Annotated in this window: 17 protein-coding genes and 1 other annotated feature; of the genes, 15 read left to right on the top strand and 2 right to left on the bottom strand. The window is 56.1% G+C overall.

What is annotated here, in order from left to right:
• Nucleotides 1–86 precede the first annotated feature (86 nt).
• Together DFP98_RS25980 and leuS are read left to right on the top strand one after the other, a co-directional pair.
• On the top strand, nucleotides 87–710 hold the full coding sequence (locus DFP98_RS25980; RefSeq protein WP_116063575.1) for a TetR/AcrR family transcriptional regulator: 624 nt from the start codon (nucleotides 87–89) through the stop codon (nucleotides 708–710).
• 100 nt (nucleotides 711–810) lie between these two features.
• Nucleotides 811–1,061: a binding site (T-box leader), on the top strand.
• A gap of 56 nt (nucleotides 1,062–1,117) precedes the next feature.
• Entirely contained in the window at nucleotides 1,118–3,553 is a 2,436-nt protein-coding gene (gene leuS / locus DFP98_RS25975; protein ID WP_116063536.1) for a leucine--tRNA ligase, read from the top strand.
• A gap of 141 nt (nucleotides 3,554–3,694) precedes the next feature.
• Here the strand turns inward: leuS and comER are convergent, their stop codons facing one another.
• Nucleotides 3,695–4,528: a late competence protein ComER gene (gene comER, locus DFP98_RS25970; RefSeq protein ID WP_116063535.1), complete on the bottom strand. Its 834-nt coding sequence runs from the start codon at nucleotides 4,526–4,528 to the stop codon at nucleotides 3,695–3,697.
• Nucleotides 4,529–4,708: 180 nt separating this feature from the next.
• Between comER and DFP98_RS25965 the strand changes: the two genes are divergently transcribed.
• The 8 genes from DFP98_RS25965 (at nucleotide 4,709) to holA (ending at nucleotide 13,720) form a co-directional block, all read left to right on the top strand.
• Nucleotides 4,709–5,266: a ComEA family DNA-binding protein gene (locus tag DFP98_RS25965; RefSeq protein WP_116063534.1), complete on the top strand. Its 558-nt coding sequence runs from the start codon at nucleotides 4,709–4,711 to the stop codon at nucleotides 5,264–5,266.
• Nucleotides 5,267–5,361: 95 nt separating this feature from the next.
• Nucleotides 5,362–6,651 (top strand): homocysteine synthase, encoded by a 1,290-nt coding sequence (locus DFP98_RS25960; RefSeq protein ID WP_116063533.1) that lies wholly within the window; start codon nucleotides 5,362–5,364, stop codon nucleotides 6,649–6,651.
• Nucleotides 6,652–6,680: 29 nt separating this feature from the next.
• Nucleotides 6,681–7,193, top strand: coding sequence for a deoxycytidylate deaminase (locus DFP98_RS25955; RefSeq protein WP_256442727.1), 513 nt, complete (start codon nucleotides 6,681–6,683; stop codon nucleotides 7,191–7,193).
• 109 nt (nucleotides 7,194–7,302) lie between these two features.
• Complete coding sequence (locus tag DFP98_RS25950; RefSeq protein WP_116063532.1) at nucleotides 7,303–7,698, top strand: PBECR3 domain-containing polyvalent protein; 396 nt, start codon at nucleotides 7,303–7,305, stop codon at nucleotides 7,696–7,698.
• 280 nt (nucleotides 7,699–7,978) lie between these two features.
• Nucleotides 7,979–10,663, top strand: a complete 2,685-nt coding sequence (locus tag DFP98_RS25945) for a ComEC/Rec2 family competence protein (protein ID WP_116063531.1) — start codon at nucleotides 7,979–7,981, stop codon at nucleotides 10,661–10,663.
• Nucleotides 10,664–10,874: 211 nt separating this feature from the next.
• Nucleotides 10,875–11,423: an RNA polymerase sigma factor gene (locus DFP98_RS25940; RefSeq protein WP_116063530.1), complete on the top strand. Its 549-nt coding sequence runs from the start codon at nucleotides 10,875–10,877 to the stop codon at nucleotides 11,421–11,423.
• Complete coding sequence (locus DFP98_RS25935; protein ID WP_116063529.1) at nucleotides 11,420–12,430, top strand: anti-sigma factor family protein; 1,011 nt, start codon at nucleotides 11,420–11,422, stop codon at nucleotides 12,428–12,430. Before DFP98_RS25940 ends, DFP98_RS25935 begins: the two co-directional genes overlap by 4 nt.
• 258 nt (nucleotides 12,431–12,688) lie before the next feature.
• The gene (holA, locus tag DFP98_RS25930; RefSeq protein WP_116063528.1) at nucleotides 12,689–13,720 is read left to right on the top strand and encodes a DNA polymerase III subunit delta; all 1,032 of its coding nucleotides are present in this window, start codon (nucleotides 12,689–12,691) and stop codon (nucleotides 13,718–13,720) included.
• A gap of 165 nt (nucleotides 13,721–13,885) precedes the next feature.
• On the opposite strand, the gene rpsT is transcribed toward holA, so the two are convergent.
• Nucleotides 13,886–14,158: a 30S ribosomal protein S20 gene (gene rpsT, locus DFP98_RS25925; RefSeq protein WP_116063527.1), complete on the bottom strand. Its 273-nt coding sequence runs from the start codon at nucleotides 14,156–14,158 to the stop codon at nucleotides 13,886–13,888.
• Nucleotides 14,159–14,288: 130 nt separating this feature from the next.
• Here rpsT and gpr point away from each other — a divergent pair, with 130 nt between their 5' ends.
• The 5 genes from gpr to lepA all read left to right on the top strand — a co-directional run bounded on the left by gpr (nucleotide 14,289) and on the right by lepA (nucleotide 21,623).
• Nucleotides 14,289–15,293 (top strand): GPR endopeptidase, encoded by a 1,005-nt coding sequence (gene gpr / locus DFP98_RS25920; protein WP_116063526.1) that lies wholly within the window; start codon nucleotides 14,289–14,291, stop codon nucleotides 15,291–15,293.
• 347 nt (nucleotides 15,294–15,640) lie between these two features.
• On the top strand, nucleotides 15,641–16,885 hold the full coding sequence (locus tag DFP98_RS25915; protein WP_116063525.1) for a stage II sporulation protein P: 1,245 nt from the start codon (nucleotides 15,641–15,643) through the stop codon (nucleotides 16,883–16,885).
• Between the two features lie 15 nt (nucleotides 16,886–16,900).
• A complete protein-coding gene (locus DFP98_RS25910) occupies nucleotides 16,901–17,296 on the top strand; it encodes a hypothetical protein (protein ID WP_116063524.1) in 396 nt (131 codons plus the stop codon).
• Between the two features lie 417 nt (nucleotides 17,297–17,713).
• Complete coding sequence (locus DFP98_RS25905; RefSeq protein WP_116063523.1) at nucleotides 17,714–19,678, top strand: endonuclease MutS2; 1,965 nt, start codon at nucleotides 17,714–17,716, stop codon at nucleotides 19,676–19,678.
• A 127-nt stretch (nucleotides 19,679–19,805) separates the two neighbouring features.
• On the top strand, nucleotides 19,806–21,623 hold the full coding sequence (lepA, locus tag DFP98_RS25900; RefSeq protein ID WP_116063522.1) for a translation elongation factor 4: 1,818 nt from the start codon (nucleotides 19,806–19,808) through the stop codon (nucleotides 21,621–21,623).
• Nucleotides 21,624–21,647: the final 24 nt, after the last annotated feature.

Raw genomic sequence — 21,647 nt, 5'->3', positions numbered from 1 at the left:
ATAATTTAATTGGAATGCAAATTAATTATATATACCGGAAGGTTAATTATGCAACGAGAAAATTTCAACCGAAGGAGGGGAAAGCGATGAGCGAGAAACGCGCCAAGCGCGCCCCCGGAAGACCGAAGAGCGGAGCGGACCATCCGTCGATGAGAGACAAGGTGCTGCTGACCGCATCCGTCCTGTTTATGGAATTAGGGTATGAGCCGGTCTCCGTCAATATGATTGCCGAACGGGCGGGAGTTACGAAGGCGTCCGTCTACTATTATTTCGAGAATAAAGCGGTGCTGTTTACCGCCGCCGTAACGGAAATGATGCTGCGAATTAGCGCCATTACCGAACGGATCATCCAGGCCGGCGGAAGCTTGCGCGAACGTCTTGCACAGATCGCCCTATCCAAAATGACGAAATCGCAGGCTCATGTTGAATTCGAAAGCTTGATGCGGGAGGCTTATCCTTCGCTCGGCGAGGAGCAGCGCGCCGAAATTCGCCGGGCGGAGTATCGGATTCACGAGGTGCTGGCGGCAGAATTCGCGAGAGCGATGGAAAGCGGCGAGATTCCGCAAGGTCATCCGATGCTGCTGTCCCACGCGTTCTCCTCCCTGCTGATGATCGGTAGCCGCGAACGAATCGGCGAAGAGGTGTTCTCCCCAGAGCATCTGGCGGCATCCATCGTGGCTTTGTTCTTGAACGGAGCGGCGGGCAAATAGCGGTTGCTTCATCGAGCCGCAGTTAGAGACTTTGTCGAGACGTCGGCGTCTATCCGCATCTGCTTGACACGGATCGCGCGAATGGCTATAATCATGGCATACTTTGGCTATGAAAAGGAACAGTAATCGCGTGACGTTATTCAGAGAGCCGGCGGAAGGTGCGAGCCGGTTAGCGACTGCGACGAACTCGCCTTGGAGCCTCCGAACCGAACGGATTTCTCTTCGCTTATGCGAATATGGATCAAGTAGGCAAGGCGTTACCTCTCGTTACGAGGCAGAGTGGGCGGACATCCAAGCAGGATTGCCGTCAACTAGGGTGGTACCACGGGAGATGACGCTCTCGTCCCTAGCGACAACGCTGGGGGCGGGAGCTTTTTTATTTTTTCTGACAAAGGGAGTTAATCGACATGGCACAGGAGCAAGGTCAAGGTTATCAGCCGCAGAAAATCGAACCGAAGTGGCAAAAATATTGGGACGAGAACAAGACGTTTAAGACGACGGAGGATGCGGGCAAGCCGAAATTCTACGCGCTTGACATGTTCCCCTATCCATCGGGGGCGGGACTTCACGTCGGCCACCCGGAAGGCTATACGGCGACCGATATCGTCAGCCGTTTTAAGAGGATGAAGGGCTTCAACGTGCTGCACCCGATGGGCTGGGACGCGTTCGGCTTGCCGGCCGAGCAATACGCGCTGCAGACGGGGCGTCATCCGCGCGAAATTACGTTCGAGAACATCGACAATTTCCGTCGCCAGATCAAGTCGCTCGGTTTCTCCTACGATTGGGACCGGGAGTTTAGCACGACGGACCCGGACTATTATAAGTGGACGCAGTGGATTTTTATCCAACTGTACAAAAAAGGGCTCGCTTACGTGGCGGAAGTGCCGGTTAACTGGTGTCCGGCGCTCGGCACGGTGCTGGCCAACGAAGAGGTCATTGACGGGCTGAGCGAGCGCGGCGGCCATCCGGTGATCCGCAAGCCGATGCGCCAATGGATGCTCAAAATTACCGAGTACGCCGAACGCCTGCTTGAAGATTTGGAAGAGCTGGACTGGTCGGAAAGCATCAAGGATATGCAGCGCAACTGGATCGGCAAGTCGACCGGCGCGGAAGTGACGTTCGCCATCGACGGCCATGGCGCGGCGCTGACCGTATTCACGACGCGTCCAGACACGCTGTTCGGAGCGACGTATTGCGTGCTCGCTCCCGAGCATGAACTGGTCGGTTCGATTACGACCGCCGAGCAGCAAGCGGCCGTCGAAGCGTACGTCGAGCAAGCGGCTCGCAAGAGCGACTTGGAGCGAACGGATCTGGCCAAAGACAAGAGCGGCGTATTTACCGGCGCTTATGCCGTCAATCCGGTGAACGGCGTCAAGGTGCCGATCTGGATCGCCGACTACGTGCTCGGCGGCTACGGCACGGGCGCAATCATGGCCGTTCCGGGCCACGACGAGCGCGACTGGGAGTTTGCGAAGAAATTCGATCTGTCGATCAAGGAAGTCGTGGCGGGCGGGAACGTAGAGGAAGCGGCCTATTCGGGCGACGGCAAGCTGGTTAATTCCGAGTTCCTGAACGGTATGGGAACTGCGGAAGCGATCCAAGCGATGATCGCCCACCTGGAACAGGCGGGCACGGGGAAAGGCAAAGTCACGTACCGTCTGCGCGACTGGCTGTTCAGCCGCCAGCGTTATTGGGGCGAGCCGATTCCGGTACTCCACTACGAGGACGGCACGATGGACACCGTTCCGGAAGAGGATTTGCCGCTGCTGCTGCCGGACGTGGACGCGATCCAGCCTTCCGGTACAGGCGAGTCTCCGCTTGCCAATGTGACGGAATGGGTCAACGTCGTCGATCCGCGCAACGGCCGCCAAGCCCGCCGCGAGACGAATACGATGCCGCAATGGGCGGGAAGCTGCTGGTATTATCTGCGCTTCATCGATCCGAAGAACGACAAGGAAATCTGCTCGCCGGAGAAGCAGCGCGAGTGGCTGCCGGTCGATCTGTACATCGGCGGCGCGGAGCATGCGGTTCTTCATTTGCTGTATGCGCGTTTCTGGCATAAGGTGCTGTACGATCTCGGCGTCGTGAGCACGAAGGAGCCGTTCCACAAGCTCGTTAACCAAGGGATGATTCTCGGCACGAACAACGAGAAAATGTCCAAATCCCGCGGCAACGTCATTAACCCGGACGACATCGTCGGCGAATTCGGCGCCGATACGCTGCGGATGTACGAGATGTTCATGGGACCTCTGGAAGCGACAAAGCCTTGGAATACCAACGGCGTGGAAGGCGTGTTCCGCTTCCTCGCTCGCGTATGGCGTCTGTTCGTCGACGATAACGGCAACTTGAACGCCAAGATCCAGGAAGTCGACGGAGACGATGCGTTCCGTCGGATTTGGCACAAGAGCCTGAAGAAGGTCGGCGAGGATTACGAGGGCTTGCGCTTTAACACGGCGATCAGCCAGATGATGATTTTCGTCAACGAAGCTTACAAAACGGAAGTGCTGCCGAAAAAAGCGATGGAGGACTTCGTGCAAATGCTGTCCCCGATCGCGCCGCATATTACGGAAGAGCTGTGGGAGAAGCTTGGCCATTCCGAGTCCGTCACTTACGCTTCTTGGCCGCAGTACGACGCAGCGCTTACGGTGGATGCGGAAGTCGAGATCGTCGTGCAGGTAAACGGCAAAATCGCCGAACGTCTGAAGATCGCCGCCGATCTGGACGAAGCGGGCATGCAGGCGCAGGCGCTGGAAGCCGAGAAGGTGCAAGAGGCGATTGCCGGCAAGACGATTCGCAAGGTGATCGCGGTCAAAGGCAAGCTCGTCAACATTGTCGCCAATTAACCTCGAAACAAACAATAGAACGATTGCAGCGTGAAGCACACGCCGCTTGACTCCGTCATTATGACGGAGCAGGCGGCGTTTTTATTTTAGCCTATATAACGGTGGAGAGGGGAGCGTGAAGGCAGCCCTCCGACCCCGCGGCTATGTGCGCTCGCGGGGAAAAAGGGAGGAATCAACGCGGTCGAGATCTTCGGCAAACTTCTCGTGCGTCGTATACAACACTTGCAAGAACGCTCCTCGCGTCGACTTGCGCAGCGACTCCAGCGCGACGGCCGTTATGCCGCCCGGTACAGACACTCGCGCTTGAAGTTCTGCCGGGGTACAGGGAAGCTCCAGCATCAGACGGGCGGTTCCCAGCATCATTTCGCAGGCGAGGGCGGTTGCCGTCTCCCGTTCCATTCCCGCAGATAGAACGGCGGCATCGATAAACTGTTCCAGCAGGCATGCCATAAAAGCCGGCCCGCAGCTGGACAAGTCCGATGCGACGCGAACTTCGTCTTCCGGGACGCAAATCGGACGGCTGATGGAGGAAAACAATTGCCAGAGCTCCTGTTTATCGTCCTCGGTCAGTCGGGTGCCCCACATGACGAGCGAGGCTCCGCTGCCGACGGCGTTCACGACGCTGGGGATAATTTTGGCCACTTTGCTGGGCGTCAGCTCTTCCAATGAGGCGACTTTCACGGGGCTTGTGATCGAGACGACGATTTGCCTCGCGGTCAATACGGGTGCGATCTCTTCCAGCACCCTTCGGAAATCCAACGGCTTTACGCACAAAAACAAATAATCGGCCCCAATCGCGGCTTCCCTGTTCGAAGCGGCGATATGAAGGCCGGGATACTGCTCGGCCAGAGCGGACAGCTTGGATGGCGTACGGGAGCTGACGACGATATCGTCCGGCCGCATCGCGCCGGAGCGTACGAAGGCTCCCACCAGTAAGCTTCCCATGCTACCGGCCCCGATGAAGCCGATCTTCATCCTGGTCCCTCCTACAGCAAGGTTTTGGCAATCCGTCAAGCTTTCGGGAACAATCGCTCCCGCCATCGTATAGAAGGCGTCGGCATTCGCATCCGCATTTCATTGTATGAAAGCGTGCTTGGCCGTCATGAACGATTTTTCATATATTTATGCGAAAAAAGCAAAGGAGGATACAAAAATATGCATAAAAATAACATGTTTCGCATGCGGAAAACATGGGCCGCCGCTCTGTTTGCCATTGCGGTTGCGCTTCTGTGCTTTGTCTTGTTCCGCGAGTCTAGGGAGCAGGGGATTGAGGGCTGGACACCGGTCAACGAAGCTTTGCAGGAAGCGATTGGCTCGCTTGCCTCTCCTTCGGAAGTCGAGGGCGAGGAGAGGCAGGCAGCGGCCGATTTGACGGCGGGACAAGGAACTGACCAATCGACTGACCAACCGAGCCAGCCGCCGAGCCCGATTTCCAGCCAAACGCCCAGCCCTGCATCCTCTAGTCCCGCTGCCGAAGTCGGCGAAGAAACTCCTCGCGAAGCCAGTCCAGGAACGTTGGACTTGAACAGAGCGACGGAGGCCGATTTGGATGCGCTGCCGGGCATCGGTCCCTCGAAGGCGAAGGCCATCCTCGCGCATCGGGATAAAATCGGCGGTTTCCGCAGGGTGGAGCAGCTTCTGGACGTTAAGGGAATCGGCCCCAAAGTTTTCGAACATCTGTCAGGTCTCGTCCATGTCGCAGCAGCAAAATAAAAACCCGAGGATAGCTTTTACTTTGACCATAATTTATGAGAGAATGGGAGGGAAATCTATCAAATCATTCAAATTAATTGGGAGGTTCAACCCGAATGAGCAATGAATCGTACTCTCTGGAAACGCTCGCGGTACATGCAGGACAACAGATCGACCCGGCCACGATGTCCCGCGCGGTTCCGATCTATCAAACGACATCCTACGGATTTCGCGATACGGACCATGCCGCGAACTTGTTCGCGTTGAAAGAATTCGGAAATATTTATACCCGAATCATGAATCCGACTTCCGACGTGTTCGAGCAGCGGGTAGCCGCATTGGAAGGCGGCGCGGCGGCGCTTGCAGTAAGCTCCGGACAAGCTGCGATCACGTATTCCATCTTGAATATCGCCGGTGCCGGAGACGAGATCGTCTCGTCGGCCAGCCTGTACGGCGGCACGTACAACCTGTTCGCGATCACGCTGCCGAAGCTGGGCATTACAGTCAAGTTCGTAGATCCGTCTAATCCGGAAAATTTCCGCGCAGCCATCACGTCGAAAACCAAAGCGGTATTTGCCGAGACGATCGGCAACCCGCGGGGAGACGTTCTGGATATCGCGGCAGTTGCGGATATCGCGCACGAGAACGGCGTTCCGCTGATTATCGACAGCACGTTCACGACGCCTTTCCTGCTTCGTCCGCTTGATCACGGCGCGGACATCGTGCTTCACTCCGCTACGAAGTTTATGGGCGGCCACGGCACCTCGATCGGCGGTATCGTCGTCGACGGCGGCAAGTTCGACTGGAAGGCCAGCGGGAAGTTTCCCGGCTTGACCGAGCCGGATCCGAGCTACCATGGCGTCGTATATGCGGATGCGGTAGGTCCGATTGCATATATTATCAAAATGCGCGTACAACTGCTGCGCGACATGGGGGCGGCGCTGTCGCCGTTCAACTCCTTCCTGCTTCTTCAAGGCTTGGAAACTTTGCATCTTCGTATGGAGCGCCACAGCAGCAATACGCTCGCCGTTGCGAAGTTCCTCGAAGCCCACCCTGCAGTGGAATGGGTAAATTACGCAGGTTTGGAAAGCCATGCCTCTTATGAGCTGGCTAAACGCTACCTGCCTAACGGCCAAGGCGCGATTATGACCTTCGGCATCAAAGGCGGCATCGAAGCGGGCAAAAAAGTAATCAACGCAGTGAAGCTGTTCTCGCATCTGGCAAACGTGGGCGATTCCAAGTCGCTGATCATTCACCCGGCGAGCACGACTCACCAGCAGCTGAGCGAGGATGAGCAAATTGCGGCCGGCGTACAGCCGGGAATGATCCGCTTGTCGGTCGGTACGGAAGGAATCAAAGACATTATTAACGATCTGGAACAGGCTCTGGCTGCAAGTCAGCAATAATTGGCAAGCGCCGGAGCGCAAGCAGGAAGGTGACAGACTTGCGCAAAGACTGGGATACGTATTTTATGGACATCGCTTTTATGGTTTCGACCCGTTCGCGCTGTCCAAGACGCCATGTGGGCACGGTGCTCGTGCAGGGCAAAAAGCTGCTGGGTACAGCTTACAACGGCGCTCCGATGGGCGTGCAGGATTGCTCGGAAGCAGGCTGCATGATCGTGGAAGAGTTCGAGCCCGCTCCGGCGGGCTCCACGGAAATGATCAAGAAGCAGCGCTGCATTCGGACGATTCATGCGGAACAAAACCTGCTGTTGTTCACCGACCGCGTCGATCGGGAAGGCTCCGTCGTATACGTGACGGATCAGCCTTGCTGGACTTGCGCGAACATGCTCGCGAACAGCGGCATTGCGGAAATCGTCTACTACAGGCCGTATCCGAAGGATTATGACAAGGTCGCCGCGCTGATGGAGCAGCGGGGGCTGATTTTCCGCAAGCTGGACAACTACACTCCTCCCGCGGACACCGAGGTTCAAGACGGTTCATAGTTTACAATAGCGATACAGCAGGAGAGGAAGCACCTCTTCGCCGAGCGTAATGCTCTGCGGGGAGGTGTTTTTTTTGTGAAATGAGGTTGCGAGTAAGGAGGACGAGCATTTGGCGGAAAAAGTGGGAGAGATTAAGCAAAGAGAAATAGATTTGCTCGGCTTATCTGTTCCGACTGGAACTCCTATTTTTTGCGGCAGGCAGAATGTATGCCACATGATCGCAAAGCATGGGAGCGATTACGCGAGCTTTGGTCACTTACTCGAGGAAATTATACTTTGTCCTAATTATGTTTCGTTGCATCCCAGTGACGGCTCAATCCAGTATATCAAGGAGATTGAAAGTGTACGCAAACGAGTATTGGTAGCGGTGCGTATATCAGTCAGCGGGAATTATTTTGCGCGAACTTTGTTTATTATGTCTGAAGAAAAATGGCATCATTATAAAACCAAAGGCTACCTGAAAGTATATGAAGATCCCGAGCAAGGAACGGTAGAATTAGGCTAATTACCGAGTTGCACAGGAAAATTTTCTTAGCTATAATGAAGTGAGATACATGCATAAAATGGAGTAGAGAAGGAGCAGAGGTGGGAACAGGCAGCCCACGCCCTGCGAGTAATCGCGGTTAGGAGATCCGGATTGTCACCCGGCTATCCTTCTCGTCATCCGCATCCGGAACTAAGCTATCTTTGGCTTTTTCAGCAATACAAGTTAGAGGAAGCACCTCTTCGCCGAGCGTAATGCTCTGCGGGGAGGTGTTTTTTGTGTTCAAGGAGGAGGTGCGAAAATGAATCAAAGGCCGTTGATTGCGGTCGCCAGCTGTTGGATCGCAGGAACTGCGCTACTATCCTTGTTCTCCGGAAAAGAGGCCGTATGGGCATTGGCAGCGCTGCTGATAGCCTTGCTGGGTCTGGCTGTTGCCGGGATGGCGACGCCCAAGCTTGCGCTTATTTGCGCAGCGGCATTGGTGCTTGCTTATGGAGAGCGCGCGTGGACGGATCAGAGTTTTCTTCCGGACGTTCGAGTTGATAACGAGGTTGCGAAAAGCGGCGGAGCGGTCGAGCTTGCGGGCAGGCTCGTCTCCGTTGTGGAAGTGGACGGCGATTTGGCGACATTCAGATTAAAAGCTGCAACGATCAAAGGAGACGGGTTTGAGGAGAGACGAGTGAAACTGGAAGTCATCGTCCGAGTAAAGCTGGCCGCACTGTCGGAGCAGCAAACGGCAGCCGCATGGAAGCGGGGGGACAGCGTTCAAGTGTCCGGTATGATGGAGCTTCCCGGTGAGGCCGGCAATTTCGGAGCATTCGATTATCGCCGTTATCTAATGAAACAAGGCGTCTTCTGGCAGCTTTCCGTTAAAGGTGCCGATAGGGTCGAGATCGACAACGGGCCGCCTCCCCTCTGGATAAAGCCGCTGCGTCTGCTGGACGACGTGAGAGAACAGATCGGCAAACTGACTGATCGCCTATTTCCTAACGGGGATGCGGGATATATGAAGGGCCTGGTCGTTGGCATCCGCTCCGATCTTGATCCGATCCAGTTCGATCAATTCGCGCGGCTCGGGCTGACGCATATTCTCGCTATATCAGGGCTGCATGTAGCTGTTATTGTTTATTTGCTGCTGCAAATCGGCAGCTTGTTGAGACTGACTCGCGAACGGTCGCTTGAATTGACCATTGCGATGATGCCGGTTTACATGCTGCTGACAGGAGCGTCGCCGTCTGTCGTACGTGCCTGTCTGATGGCGATGATCGCGCTCACTCTAGCTCGACGCAACGCATTGAAGGACGGTCTTCATCTGCTGTTCGCCGCGGCGATGGTCATGCTGATCTGGAATCCGCTGCTGATCGAAGACGTCAGCTTTCAGCTGTCCTTTATCGTTACGGGGGGATTGATCTTGTTTGTGCCGGCGGTATCCGAGCTAATTTCGATTAATTGGGGCTGGCTGAAGGGAGCGATTTCCGTTACCGTGACGGCGCAAATCGTTTCCTTTCCGGTTTCGGTCTACTATTTCCACTCGATGCATTTGCTGTCTCTTCCGGCTAACTTTGCGTTAGTTCCTTTTATAAGCGTTATCGTAATGCCCTTGGGTATGGCCTCAATCGTATTAGGCGCGATCTGGTATCCGCTCGGAATATGGCCGGCTAAGCTGGCGACGCTGGGCAACGATTTGACGTTTGTGGCCGTGGACTGGCTAAGCGGTTTTTCCGGATGGAGGACGGTATGGCCGCAGCCCTCGCTGGCTTGGGTCGTATGCGCATACGCGCTAATGGGAGTTGCCCTTGCGGGGATGAGGCGCCGTTCTCGTCGACTTCGGGAGCGCGAGTGGTGGAGCGGGCAGGAGAGATTGTCGGAGGGGGAGGCAACTATACCGCTGGATCGTTCTTTGCCTGGCGCGAATCGCGCGGAAAAAGTCCGATCCTTGCTGAGGCGCGCCGGGTTTGGAGCGGCTCTCGCCGCATGGCTCGTATGGGGAGCGCAACCGGCCTGGCTGGACCGCGAAGCTCAAGTGTCTTTCCTTAACGTTGGGCAGGGCGACAGTATTCTTATTCGGACGGGCTACGGCAAGCATATTCTGATCGACGCGGGAGGAACGGTCAGCTTCCGTAAGCCCGGAGAGGAATGGCGGGAACGGAGCGATCCGTATGAGGTCGGAAGGAAACTGCTCGTTCCGCTGCTGCTTCGCAGAGGAGTCGGGCAGCTCGACGCGCTTGTGCTCACTCATATGGATGCGGACCATATCGGAGGCGCGAGTGCAGTGCTTGACAATATTCCAGTACGCGCGCTGCTGTTCAACGGTACGTTGAAAGATTCGCCCGGAGCTTTGGCGCTTATGCAAATGGCGGCAAACAAGAGCATTCCGGTCTACGGCGCTAATAAACCGGGCGAATGGCAGATCGATGCTTCCGCCGTCCTTCGAATTCTTTCCTCTGAGTCTAGGGACGCCGACTCTGACGCTTCGGTAGAGATTAGAGACGAACAGAATGACCGGAGTGTCGTTATTCTGGCAACGCTGTACGGACGTCGATTTCTGCTTCCCGGGGATTTAGAGGCGGGGGGAGAGATGGCGATCGTGGATGCGGAGTACGCTGCCCTAGGCAGTGCGATCGTAGATTCGGAGGGTGCCGACAACGGGAACTCGATCATGGAAGCGGGCCATGCCGCCGGGCAGAAGGCCGTAAACGCTCAAGGCCGTCGTCGTATCGCCATCGACGTGCTCAAAGCCGGTCATCACGGAAGCAAAACCTCGACGACCGGCTTGTGGGTCGATTACTGGAAGCCGAGGGAGACGGTCATTTCCGTCGGACGCAACAATTTTTACGGGCATCCGAGTCCGGCGGTGCTGCAGCGCCTTGAAAGCGCGGGAAGCCTGATCTGGAGAACCGATACCGACGGAGAGGTTCAGTATCGAATCTCTTCGGACGGAGCGATGCGGCGAAGAATGATGGTCTCCTCTGCACCCGAACGCTAGCTATCGAGCCCCGTGGGATCGCCTCCACCCTATTAGACCGATCGATTTGCACGCAAGTTCCATTTATCCAACATAAAACATTGTGACTTTCCACGCATTTTTGCTAGACTTAGAGAGTATGTATCATTATTTGCTGAAAATTTCCATTGAGGGATTGCAACCTTTATTCGGACGCTTGCGTCTGTAGAGGTGCAGGGGAGGAGGATCTTCTGTGGTGGAGCCGGCTCTGATCAAAGCCGCACAAGCGGGCGACCGGGAAGCTCTCGTTACGCTACTCCGCGAAATCGAGAATCAAGTGTATCGCACCGCCTATTATTTGCTGAATAACGAGCAGGATGCGCTTGATGCGTCGCAGGATGCGTTGATTCGAATATATACGAAAATCGGATCCTATGAGGAAAAGGCGCAGTTTCGCACCTGGGTGCAGCGAATCGTTACGAATATCTGCATCGACAAGTTTCGGCGCAAAAAGCCGTCCGTATCCATCGAGGAACACGAGATGGTTTTCCAGGCGGGGGATAACGTGGAGACTGAAGTGCTGTCCGCCTATGCCGCGGAAGAAATCAGAGAAGCCATCGGTAAACTTCCCGAGCACCATCGTACCGTTGTCGTTCTCAGGTATCTTCAAGATTTTTCTTATAACGAAATTGCCGATTCTTTGAATTTGCCGCTTAATACTGTTAAATCCTACTTATTTAGAGCCCGGCAGCAATTGCAAATTTTACTCCATGATTATCAGAAAGGTGGTGTCCGGGGATGAAATGCGAAGAGGTGATGGAACTCATGCAGCGCCACATTGACGGCGATCTGGAGCAGCATGAAATATCGCTCATGATGGATCATGCCGATCGCTGCTCGGACTGCGCCGCCATGCTGTCCAGGCTCCGCAAACTATCCAGCGAGCTTGAGCAGCTGCCACGCGTCGTGCCGAAGTTCAGCATCGTGGATTCGATTCTTCCGGAGCTTGAGCGACTCCATGCGGAGGGCGCGACATCCGGAGCGAACGAAGCTGCAGTTGATCCAGCCGCCGCATCGCCGGCGCCGACGTCTGCCCGTTCGCAACGGCCAAGCCGGAATTTTTATCGCAAAATATCGGGCGTCGTCGCCGCGGGGATTGTCGTAGGCTTTCTTCTATTCAGCTCTCCAGGAGAGTGGCTGAAGTCCGGAGGCAGTCAGGACCAAGCTGCAATGCCGGATTTGGCGTCGGCTCCGGAAGCGCGTCAGGAAGCGGCTTCCGCGCCGGAGGCCGGTTTATATTCCATGTCGGAAACGTCGGGCGGCGCACAGGCACAGGACCAGTACGGCGCCGAGATCCAGCCTAAGAGCATATCGCCCTCGTCCAAGGAAGATGTTCCGCAACCGTCGGCAGAGATGCGTAACAACAACATGTCGAACGATGAGGACGTTACGGGAGGCTCTGGGAATGTGCAAGATAAAGAGCCCGTGGAGGTTGAAGTGACACAGCGGCAAACCTTAACGGGAGAAGAAGATCCCGAGATGGCGGGGCTGGCGGCCATTCCTGCGGAACAGGCCGATTCCCCGGACGCCAAGTGGAAGGCCGTCTCCGTAACGGGAAGCGGGACGTTCGAGGTATACAAAATCGAGAACGGCGAATTGCTATACCACTCGGAGCCCAGAGAAGGCAGCATCGGTCAACTGACCTGGAACGAGGAAGGGACCGTGCTGAGCTTTACGGTGATCGATGCCGACGGCAATGCGACGGAATGGCAGTTCGACACGGAGACGTTAACGGAATCCCAAAAATAACGATCGGCTGCGCGGCTGTCACCCTTTAGGGTACGGCCGCGTATAGTATACGGTAGAAGCCGACGATCGTCTCCGGACTATCGTCACGCTCGTTCGCGCCGGTACCATGGGCCGGCCGGCGGACGTTGATATAGATGTCCGAGAACAAGGGGATCGCGCCTGCATAAGGCACGGTCCCCTTGTCTTGCGACGACGAGGTGTGAACTCCCGCGCCTTTGTAGTACAATGAGAGGAAACAAAGAAGCAAGGAGCGGCAGCATGGACGCCAAGCAAGCTTTTCGCACGATTAATCAGGGCCAGATTTCGTCGGTGTACGTTTGTTACGGAACCGAATCCTATATTATGAACGAATTTATCGAACGTCTGCAGGAGAAGCTCGTACAGCCGGAGCATAGGGAGATGGCGATCGTTCGCTTCGATACCGGGGAGACACCCGTCGATACGGTGATCGACGAGGCCGAGACGCTGCCGTTTCTCGTACCGAGCAAAATCGTGCTCGTACGGGATCAGGTTCTGTTCGCCGCGGGCAAGGAATCCGCCAAGATCGAGCATCGCCCCGAGCGGCTTATCGCTTATATGGAGCAGCCGTTAGAATCGACGGTGCTTGTTTTTACCGTGCCGCTGGAGAAGCTGGACGAACGCAAAAAAACGGTCAAGACGGCCAAGGCGAAAGATTGCGTCGTTCCGTTCGCCGCACTGCAGCCCGAAGAGCTTCTGCGCTGGATTGTCAAGCGGGCGGCTAGTCAAGGGCGCACAATGGAAGCTGACGCCGCAGACGAGCTTCTGCGCCGCGTAGGCACCGATATGCGCGCACTGGCGGCGGAGACGGACAAGCTGTGTCTGCATGCGGGACAGGGAGGGACAGTCTCATCCTCGGCGATCCGGGAGCTCGTGCCGATGGCGACGGAGCAGAATGTGTTTAAGCTGACGGAGCAGCTGGCCGCGCTCCGAACCGCTGAGGCGATCTCGCTGTATCACGAACTGCTGAAGCAGCGGGAGGAGCCGATTAAGCTAATGGCGCTGCTCGTCCGCCAATTCCGCAACATGCTCTACGTGAAGGAGCTGGGTGGCCAAGGCTACTCCTCGCAGCAGATGGCCTCCCAGATCGGCCTGCATCCGTATGCAGCGAAAATTACGGCCGAGCAGGCGCGCAAGTTCAGCATGGAGCGGTTGGCTGCGCTGCTCGGCGAGCTTGCGGATTTGGACTATGCGATGAAGTCGGGCAAAATCGATAAGACGCTGGGCCTCGAACTGTTTCTGCTGCGTACCGGTTCGCGTGGAGCGAGCTGAGTACCTTCCAATCTCTGCCTGATTGCCGTTGTTGCGTTCCACATCCGGACATAACATGAAATCAAACCAAAAAAGCCATCCTATAAGCAGGACAAACCTGCCGAGGATGGCTTCTTCATGGCTGCCGCCGAGGGGCGGCCGGCCGCATATGCGTCAGGCGCAGCCTTAAGCTTGCGCGGACAATGCGTTGAGCTTTTTGGCGAGACGGGACTTTTTGCGAGCGGCTGCATTTTTGTGAATGAGGCCTTTGGTTGCCGCTTTGTCCAGCTTCTTCTGAGCCGCGCCGTATGCTGCTTGAGCAGCGTTCACGTCCGTTCCAATTACCGCTGCGTCGGCTTGTTTAACAGCCGTACGAAGAGCGGATTTAGCCGAAGCATTGCGCAGGCGGCGAGCTTCGTTCGTTTTGGTACGTTTGATTGCGGATTTGATGTTTGGCATTCTTTTCACCTCCAGATCAAACAGAAAGTATTTCTCCACACAACTTGTAACATTCTATCATGCAAGGGGGTAAAAAGCAAGGCTGTTTTCCCACCACAATCCGCAAGCGAAAGGGGCTTCGATACACCCGATGGACAAGGATTTATCGATGTACAGCATACGTACCGATCTGGCGCTGGAAGCGAAGGAAATCGCCGCTCAAGGGCAGGAGACGCCCGATATTCCGGGCCTGTGGTCGGAGGCGGAGAGCAAGGACGGCATCACCGTTACCCGGATGGAAATCAAGGATAATCAAGCCGCGCAACGGATCGGCAAAATGGTTGGACACTACGTCACGCTGGAAGTGCCCGGAATGCGGCAAGGCGACACCGAGCTTCAGGATAAGGTGGCCACCTCGATGGCGAAGGAGTTCGAAGCTTTCCTGCAGCGAATCGGGGTGACCCCCAAGCATAGCGTGCTCGTCGTCGGGTTGGGCAACTGGAACGTTACGCCGGACGCCCTCGGACCGATCGTCGTGGAAAATATGATGGTAACGCGGCACTTTTTCGAGCTGATGCCGGACCAGGTAAGTCCGGGTTATCGGGCGGTCAGCGCCGTGGCGCCGGGGGTGCTGGGCACGACGGGCATCGAATCGAGCGACATCGTGCTGGGTATAGTGGAGAAGGCGAAGCCCGATCTGGTCATCGCCATTGACGCCCTTGCCTCCAAATCCCTTGAGCGGGTCAATACGACGATTCAGATTGCGGATACAGGCATTCACCCCGGCTCGGGCATCGGCAACAAGCGCAAAGGGTTGACCAAGGATATTCTCGGCGTGCCCTGCATCGGAATCGGCGTTCCGACCGTCGTGTACGCGTCGACAATTGTGAACAATACGATGGACATGGTGCTCGAGCATATGAAGCAGCATACGGACAACACCGATCCGATGTTCGGCATTTTCGGCAAGATGGCCGATAATGAACGGCTGCAGCTCGTGCGGGAGGTACTTCATCCGCTTGGTCACGATTTGCTCGTGACGCCCAAGGAGATCGACAAGTTTATCGAAGATATCGCCAATGTCATCGCCAGCGGGCTGAACGCCGCCCTTCACGAAGCTGTCGACACCGACAATGTGGCCGCTTATACGCACTGACAGCCAGAGGCTATCCCATAAGTAAAAAGAGTCGTACAAAAAGATGATCGTTTGAGAATGTTGCCGTGCATGTATCTCCTTCCGTTGCTATACGAGCCCGAAATGGGAATGGGTAAACCCGTTAAGAGGTAATTTCAGGAACGTATGAGGCAGTCTCCAGGAGATGCATGCACTTTTTCTGATCGATCATCTTGTACAACTCTGCTTAGGGGACAGCCTCTTCTCTTATTCTACCAGTCTCTATCAATCTCCCGGTTCTAGCATTCCCGGCTATCTCATAGGATAAGGTACCTGGGAAAAAAGAGAAGGCGTCTTCGCAAGACGAAGGCACCGGGAGGTAGAGCAACATGAAACGGATGAACGCAGCGACGGATTGGTCGCTTCTGCGCGCGAAGTGGCGCAAAATTCTGATCACGGGACGCGCTTTTATTTTGCTGAGTGCAAGCTCAATGGTGTTGTTTATTTTATTGGGACTCGGGGGCATGCTGCAAAACAAGCTCGCCGTCTCGCCGCTGCAATCGATGAAGGGTATGGCGGCTTCGTTGTCTGGACAATTTTTTCAATCGTTGATTGCAATGGAGTTGCCCCATATGGAAACTACGGCGGATTCGCCGTTCGAGAGCGGACGCATGGCCTCGTTCCTGCTGCGATTCATGACCGACATCAATCCCGACAATCCGAAGAGCTTGCTTTCATTGGAGCTTCCGGGCATGGACAGAGATCGCTCCGTGCTGCTTCGACCGGGCTCGGGAGTGCCGGAAGCGCCGGAGGATCACGGCCCGCTCGGAGAGGAAGAGCCGGACGGGGAGCATGGAGAGCCGGCCACCGATCCGCACGATCCCGACAATTTCCCGGAGACGGTTCCCGATCAGGAGCCCACGGCTTCTCCCCAGCCGACCGAGAGTAAGCCGCCGGAGGAAGGAGCGCCAACGACGGATGGGCGCAAAATCGCCTTCATCTACCATTCTCATAACCGCGAATCCTATTACCCGGAGCTTAAGAAAGGGACGAAGGATCCGAACTCGGGGAAAATCAACGTCACTTTGGTCGGCAAACGGCTTACTAGCCAGCTGGAAAAGCGCGGAATCGGAGCGGTTCACTCGCCGAAGGATTATCCGACCTCGATTCAGGGCTATAATTGGAATTATTCGTATAAATATTCTTTGCAGACCGTGCGTCAGGCGATGGCGGATAATGACAGCCTGCAATTTTTCTTCGACATCCACCGCGATTCGCAGAGGCGCTCGAAGACGACGGCGACGATCAAAGGCAAGGATTACGCTCAGGTGTACTTTATTATCGGACACCGCAATTCGAATTGGCGCGAGAACGAAGACTTCGCCAATCGCATTCACGAACGGCTGGAGAAGCAGTACCCGGGCTTGTCCAGAGGGGTGTGGGGCAAGACGGCGGCCAACGGCAACGGCGAATACAACCAATCCGTGTCTCCCGGCAGCGTCCTGATCGAGATTGGCGGCGTAGACAATACGCTTGAGGAGTGCTACCGCACCGCGGATGCGCTGGCGAAAATCATTGCGGAAATGTATTGGAACGACGAGAAGGCAATTAAAGCGGACAAGCCGCAAAAATAAAAGGAGGACGCCTGGATGCGCAGAGATTTTTTCAGATTGCTGATTTTGGCCGGAATTCTCGGATTCGCCGTTCTGTACGGCATGGAGCTGTCGTCCAAAGGGATCGAGAATGTCAAGGGCCCGTGGGAGACGGAGGGCGCGACGGTCGAGCAGCCTGTCGGCGACGAAGACTGGACGCTGCCCGTAAAGGAGCCTCGGCAAGGCGAGAAATCCCGGGAGCAAAGCACCCCGTCTTCGGCGGCCAATGAGGGACAGGCAGAGGGGGAAGACGGAGCACAGTCCGGCATCCCGCGAGCGGATCGCGAGCCGATCGTCGACCGGATGTCGGGCAGAACGGCCGAGGTGCTGCACGACCTGTCCCGCAACGGCATTCGCATGGTCGTTTCCTTGTTCGACAAAGTGCTCGGATAAAGCTTCGGCGCACGGGTTGACTCGGAACGGCCTGTAGACTATGATAAAAGTAATTCCGTTTCAAAGGGGAAATTTTAATGTTGGTATTGGTTCTGAACTGAATTATTCAATAGGTCGCTAACGGTCCAAACAAGAAGCAACGAGCCTTGAATGACGAAGGTTTGTTTGTTGACGGATGGCGCGTGCGACCGGGATAACCAGTGAGGAACCGGACAAGACCGCCCCTTCCGAAGCGAAGCTATCGGGGAGATCTGCCGTGCTCATCAGGGTACGGTTTTTTTGCGCGATTTTTCGGGTTTGCGCCCGTCGGATCGCGCGTCTCTCTTCGAGGCTTTCTCAGGCAGGCTGCGAGCTTGCGCCGTTGGCGCATGTCCTCGCGGCCTGCTTTTTTTATTTTCCTTACAGGAGGTTTAACCAATGAGACAGCATTCCTTGAACAAACTAGAGTATCCTCGCGCGATCGCCTCGCTCATGAATTACGCCGTGACTTATTTGGGGAAAAAGAGAATCGAGCGGTTGCAGCCGATGGCGGATATCGAGATCATACGGCGCAAGCTGGCGGAGACGGAGGAAGCGAGCCGACTGATGGCCAGAGGCGCCCATCCGCCCGTTCCTTCGTTGGAAGGGATGGAGACGCTGACGGCGCTGCTTGGCACGGGATATGTGCTGACCGAGCAGGACTTCGGCCATCTTGTCCAATTCGCGCGAAGCTGCGAGCAGCTTCAACAGTACTTGGCCGCCAAGAGGAGCGAGTTTCCATCGGTGGCCGGCTACGGTATGTCGATGCATAATCTTAAGCCGCTCAGGGAGTCGATCGAAGCTTGCGTCGACCGGGGGCGCATCGTCGATACGGCGAGTCCGGACCTGCATAAGATTCGGAAGAAAATCCGCGCCGCGGAGGAAAAGCTGCAAAAGAGGCTGGAAAGCCTGATGTCCAAGCTGGCGGACTGCTTGCAGGAGAAAATCGTCAGCCGAAGAGACGGTCGATTCGTGCTGCCTGTGAAGCGGGAGCACCGCAAACGCGTGCCGGGCGCGGTGCTGGACGAATCGGCAAGCGGCCAGACGATATTCGTCGAGCCGTCCGAGCTGGCCGGGCCGCAGATGGAGTTGAGCGAGCTGCGTTTTCAGGAGAGCCGCGAGGAGACGTTGGTGCTCGCCCGGTTGACTGGGGAAGCGGAGGCTTATGCGCAAGAGATGGCGGTTAATCTCGACGCTGTCGGATACTGCGATTTTCTGTTTGCGAAGGCGAAGTGGGGGCTGGCAATCGGAGGTGTCGCGCCGGAGGTGAACGGCAGCCGCGTACTGGATCTGAAGGAGGCTCGCCATCCGTTTCTGGCGACGAAGGCGGTGCCGCTTAACATTCGCGTCGGCGACGGCTACCGTGCGCTGTTGATCACGGGACCGAATACCGGCGGTAAAACGGTTGCGCTCAAGACCGCAGGGCTGCTCACGTTGATGGCGCAATCGGGGTTGCTTATCCCTGCGGCTGCAGGGAGCGCAATCGCTGTGTTCCAAGCAGTTGAAGTCGATATCGGAGACGGTCAAAGCCTGGAATCGTCGCTGAGCACGTTTTCCTCCCATCTGCGCAATGTCAACGACATTCTTGCTCATTCGGGGCCTTCGACGCTGGTGCTGCTGGACGAACTGGCGACCGGCACCGATCCGGGAGAAGGAGTCGGCCTTTCGATCGCCGTCCTGGAGGAGCTGTATCGGCGGGGCTGCATCATTATGGCGACGACGCATTTTAACGAGATTAAGGAATACGCGCGCATCGCGGAGGGCTTCCGCAACGCGCGAATGGCGTTTGACGAAGAGACGCTCAGCCCGCTGTACCGACTGGATATGGGGGAGGCCGGCAACAGCTACGCTTTCGTCATCGCCGCCAAACTGGGCATAGCGCCGACCGTGATTGAGAGGGCGCGGGAGATTGCCGAACGGTTGAAGGAGGGACGGAGCGAGACGACCGTTCCTGCAGCTAAGGAGAAGTCGTCAATTGTTCCCCCTTCCGGCAACGGCGCTCGCCACTCCTCGCGACATTCGCACCGGCATGCTAATAACCAGAAGAACTCGGAGCAGAACAAGCAGGAGCTTGCCGAACGCTGGTCCGTCGGAGACCTGGTGTTCATTCCGCATCTGCGCAAACCGGGCGTTATCTATCGATTGCCGGACGAACGCGGCAACCTGATCGTGCAGGTGCAGAAGGAGAAGATCAAGCTTAATCATAAACGGATTCGCAAATATATCGACAAGAAGCATTTGTACCCCGGCGAAGATTACGACCTGAACATCGTGTTCGACTCGGTCGAAAATCGCAAGAAGCGGCATCTGATGGGCAAGCGTCATGTAGACGGACTGACGATCGAGAACCCTTCGGAAGATTAGAGCGATTGCCGGCTTCGCAACCTCTGCGTCCCCGCTCCAGACGACTCATTGATGAGAGCGGCGGACGCTGTTATAATGAAGTGATCGTCATTTGACGTTATGGAACCGGCTGGAGGTACTCATTGGAATGGCAGAACTGTCTATCAAGCAAAGCCACATTCGCAATTTTTGCATTATCGCGCATATCGACCACGGCAAATCGACGCTGGCCGACCGCATTTTGGAATATACGGGCGCACTGACCTCCCGCGAAATGCAGGAGCAGGTGCTGGACTCGATGGATCTGGAGCGGGAGCGCGGCATTACGATTAAGATGACGGCCGTTCGGTTGCTGTATAAGGCCGACGACGGCGAAACCTACTTGCTCCATCTGATCGACACGCCGGGGCATGTCGACTTTACGTACGAGGTGTCGCGCAGCTTGGCTGCGTGCGAGGGCGCAATTCTCGTCGTTGACGCGGCGCAGGGCATCGAAGCCCAGACGCTGGCCAACGTTTACTTGGCGCTCGACAACAACCTGGAGATCGTCCCGGTCATCAATAAGATCGATCTGCCGAGCGCCGAACCGGATCGCGTCAAGCAGGAGATCGAGGACGTTATCGGACTCGATGCCAGCGACGCCGTACTTGCTTCCGCGAAGAACGGGATCGGCATCAGGGAAATTCTGGAGCAGGTCGTCAAGCAGGTTCCGCCTCCGCAAGGAGATCGCGACAAGCCGCTGAAGGCGCTTATTTTCGATTCCCATTATGATGCATATAAAGGTGTCGTCTGCTCCATTCGCGTCATCGACGGCACGATCAAGGCCGGCACGAGAATGAAGTTTATGGCGACGGGAGCGCAGTTCGATGTTGTCGAGGTAGGCACATTCATGCCGCGCCCGACGGCTGTAACCGAGCTTGGACCGGGAGACGTGGGCTTCGTCAGCGCTTCGATCAAGAACGTGAAGGATACGCGGGTCGGGGATACGATCACCGATGCCAAAAATCCGACCCCCGAGCCGCTTGCGGGCTACCGAAGCATTAACCCGATGGTGTTCTGCGGCATGTATCCGATCGATTCGACGGACTACAACGACTTGCGGGATGCGCTGGAGAAGCTGGAGCTGAACGACGCTTCGCTGCGTTACGAGCCGGAGTCCTCTCAGGCGCTCGGATTCGGCTACCGTTGCGGTTTCCTGGGGATGCTGCATATGGAGATCATTCAGGAGAGGATCGAGCGCGAGTTCAATATTCCGCTTATTACGACCGCTCCGAGCGTTATTTACCGGGTGACCTTCACGAACGGGGAAGTGCAGGAAATTTCCAACCCGGCCGACTATCCGGATTCCGCCAAAATCGATTTTGTCGAGGAACCTTACGTCAAGGCGTCGATTATCGTTCCGAACGACTACGTAGGCGCGATTATGGATTTGTGTCAGGGCAAACGCGGCGAGTTTATCGATATGCAGTATCTGGACACGAATCGCGTTACGATTCAATACAACGTACCGCTGGCTGAGATCGTCTACGATTTCTTTGACCAGCTTAAGTCGAGTACGAAGGGCTACGCTTCGTTTGACTACGAACTGATCGGCTATCGGCAGTCTTCCCTCGTCAAGATGGACATTTTGCTTAACGCCGAGAAGGTCGATGCGCTTTCGTTTATCGTGCATAGAGATCGCGCCTACAACCGCGGGCGAGTCATCTGCGAGAAGCTGAAGGATCTGATTCCGCGCCAGATGTTCGAGGTTCCGATCCAGGCCGCTGTCGGGCAGAAGATCGTTTCCCGCGAGACGATCAAGGCGATGCGCAAAAACGTGCTCGCCAAATGTTACGGCGGCGACATCTCGCGTAAGCGCAAGCTGCTCGACAAGCAGAAGGAAGGCAAGAAGCGGATGAAGCAGGTCGGCAACGTCGAAGTTCCGCAGGAAGCCTTCATGGCCGTACTGAAGCTGGACGATGATTAAAACAGGGAAGCGGGCTGCCGGCCC

It is taken from the genome of Cohnella phaseoli, from assembly GCF_003386235.1.
Lineage (GTDB): Bacteria > Bacillota > Bacilli > Paenibacillales > Paenibacillaceae > Cohnella > Cohnella phaseoli.
This window is presented reverse-complemented; position numbering and strand designations above follow the sequence as displayed.

Bases quoted from the DNA above. Each gene is read 5' to 3' on its own strand.
- DFP98_RS25980 (WP_116063575.1), top strand. From the start codon at position 87: ATGAGCGAGAAACGCGCCAAGCGCGCCCCCGGAAGACCGAAGAGCGGA.
- lepA (WP_116063522.1), top strand. From the start codon at position 19,806: ATGGCAGAACTGTCTATCAAGCAAAGCCACATTCGCAATTTTTGCATT.
- DFP98_RS25905 (WP_116063523.1), top strand. From the start codon at position 17,714: ATGAGACAGCATTCCTTGAACAAACTAGAGTATCCTCGCGCGATCGCC.
- comER (WP_116063535.1), bottom strand. From the start codon at position 4,528: ATGAAGATCGGCTTCATCGGGGCCGGTAGCATGGGAAGCTTACTGGTG.
- DFP98_RS25910 (WP_116063524.1), top strand. From the start codon at position 16,901: ATGCGCAGAGATTTTTTCAGATTGCTGATTTTGGCCGGAATTCTCGGA.
- DFP98_RS25935 (WP_116063529.1), top strand. From the start codon at position 11,420: ATGAAATGCGAAGAGGTGATGGAACTCATGCAGCGCCACATTGACGGC.
- leuS (WP_116063536.1), top strand. From the start codon at position 1,118: ATGGCACAGGAGCAAGGTCAAGGTTATCAGCCGCAGAAAATCGAACCG.
- DFP98_RS25960 (WP_116063533.1), top strand. From the start codon at position 5,362: ATGAGCAATGAATCGTACTCTCTGGAAACGCTCGCGGTACATGCAGGA.
- DFP98_RS25945 (WP_116063531.1), top strand. From the start codon at position 7,979: ATGAATCAAAGGCCGTTGATTGCGGTCGCCAGCTGTTGGATCGCAGGA.
- rpsT (WP_116063527.1), bottom strand. From the start codon at position 14,158: ATGCCAAACATCAAATCCGCAATCAAACGTACCAAAACGAACGAAGCT.
- DFP98_RS25965 (WP_116063534.1), top strand. From the start codon at position 4,709: ATGCATAAAAATAACATGTTTCGCATGCGGAAAACATGGGCCGCCGCT.
- holA (WP_116063528.1), top strand. From the start codon at position 12,689: ATGGACGCCAAGCAAGCTTTTCGCACGATTAATCAGGGCCAGATTTCG.
- gpr (WP_116063526.1), top strand. From the start codon at position 14,289: ATGGACAAGGATTTATCGATGTACAGCATACGTACCGATCTGGCGCTG.
- DFP98_RS25915 (WP_116063525.1), top strand. From the start codon at position 15,641: ATGAAACGGATGAACGCAGCGACGGATTGGTCGCTTCTGCGCGCGAAG.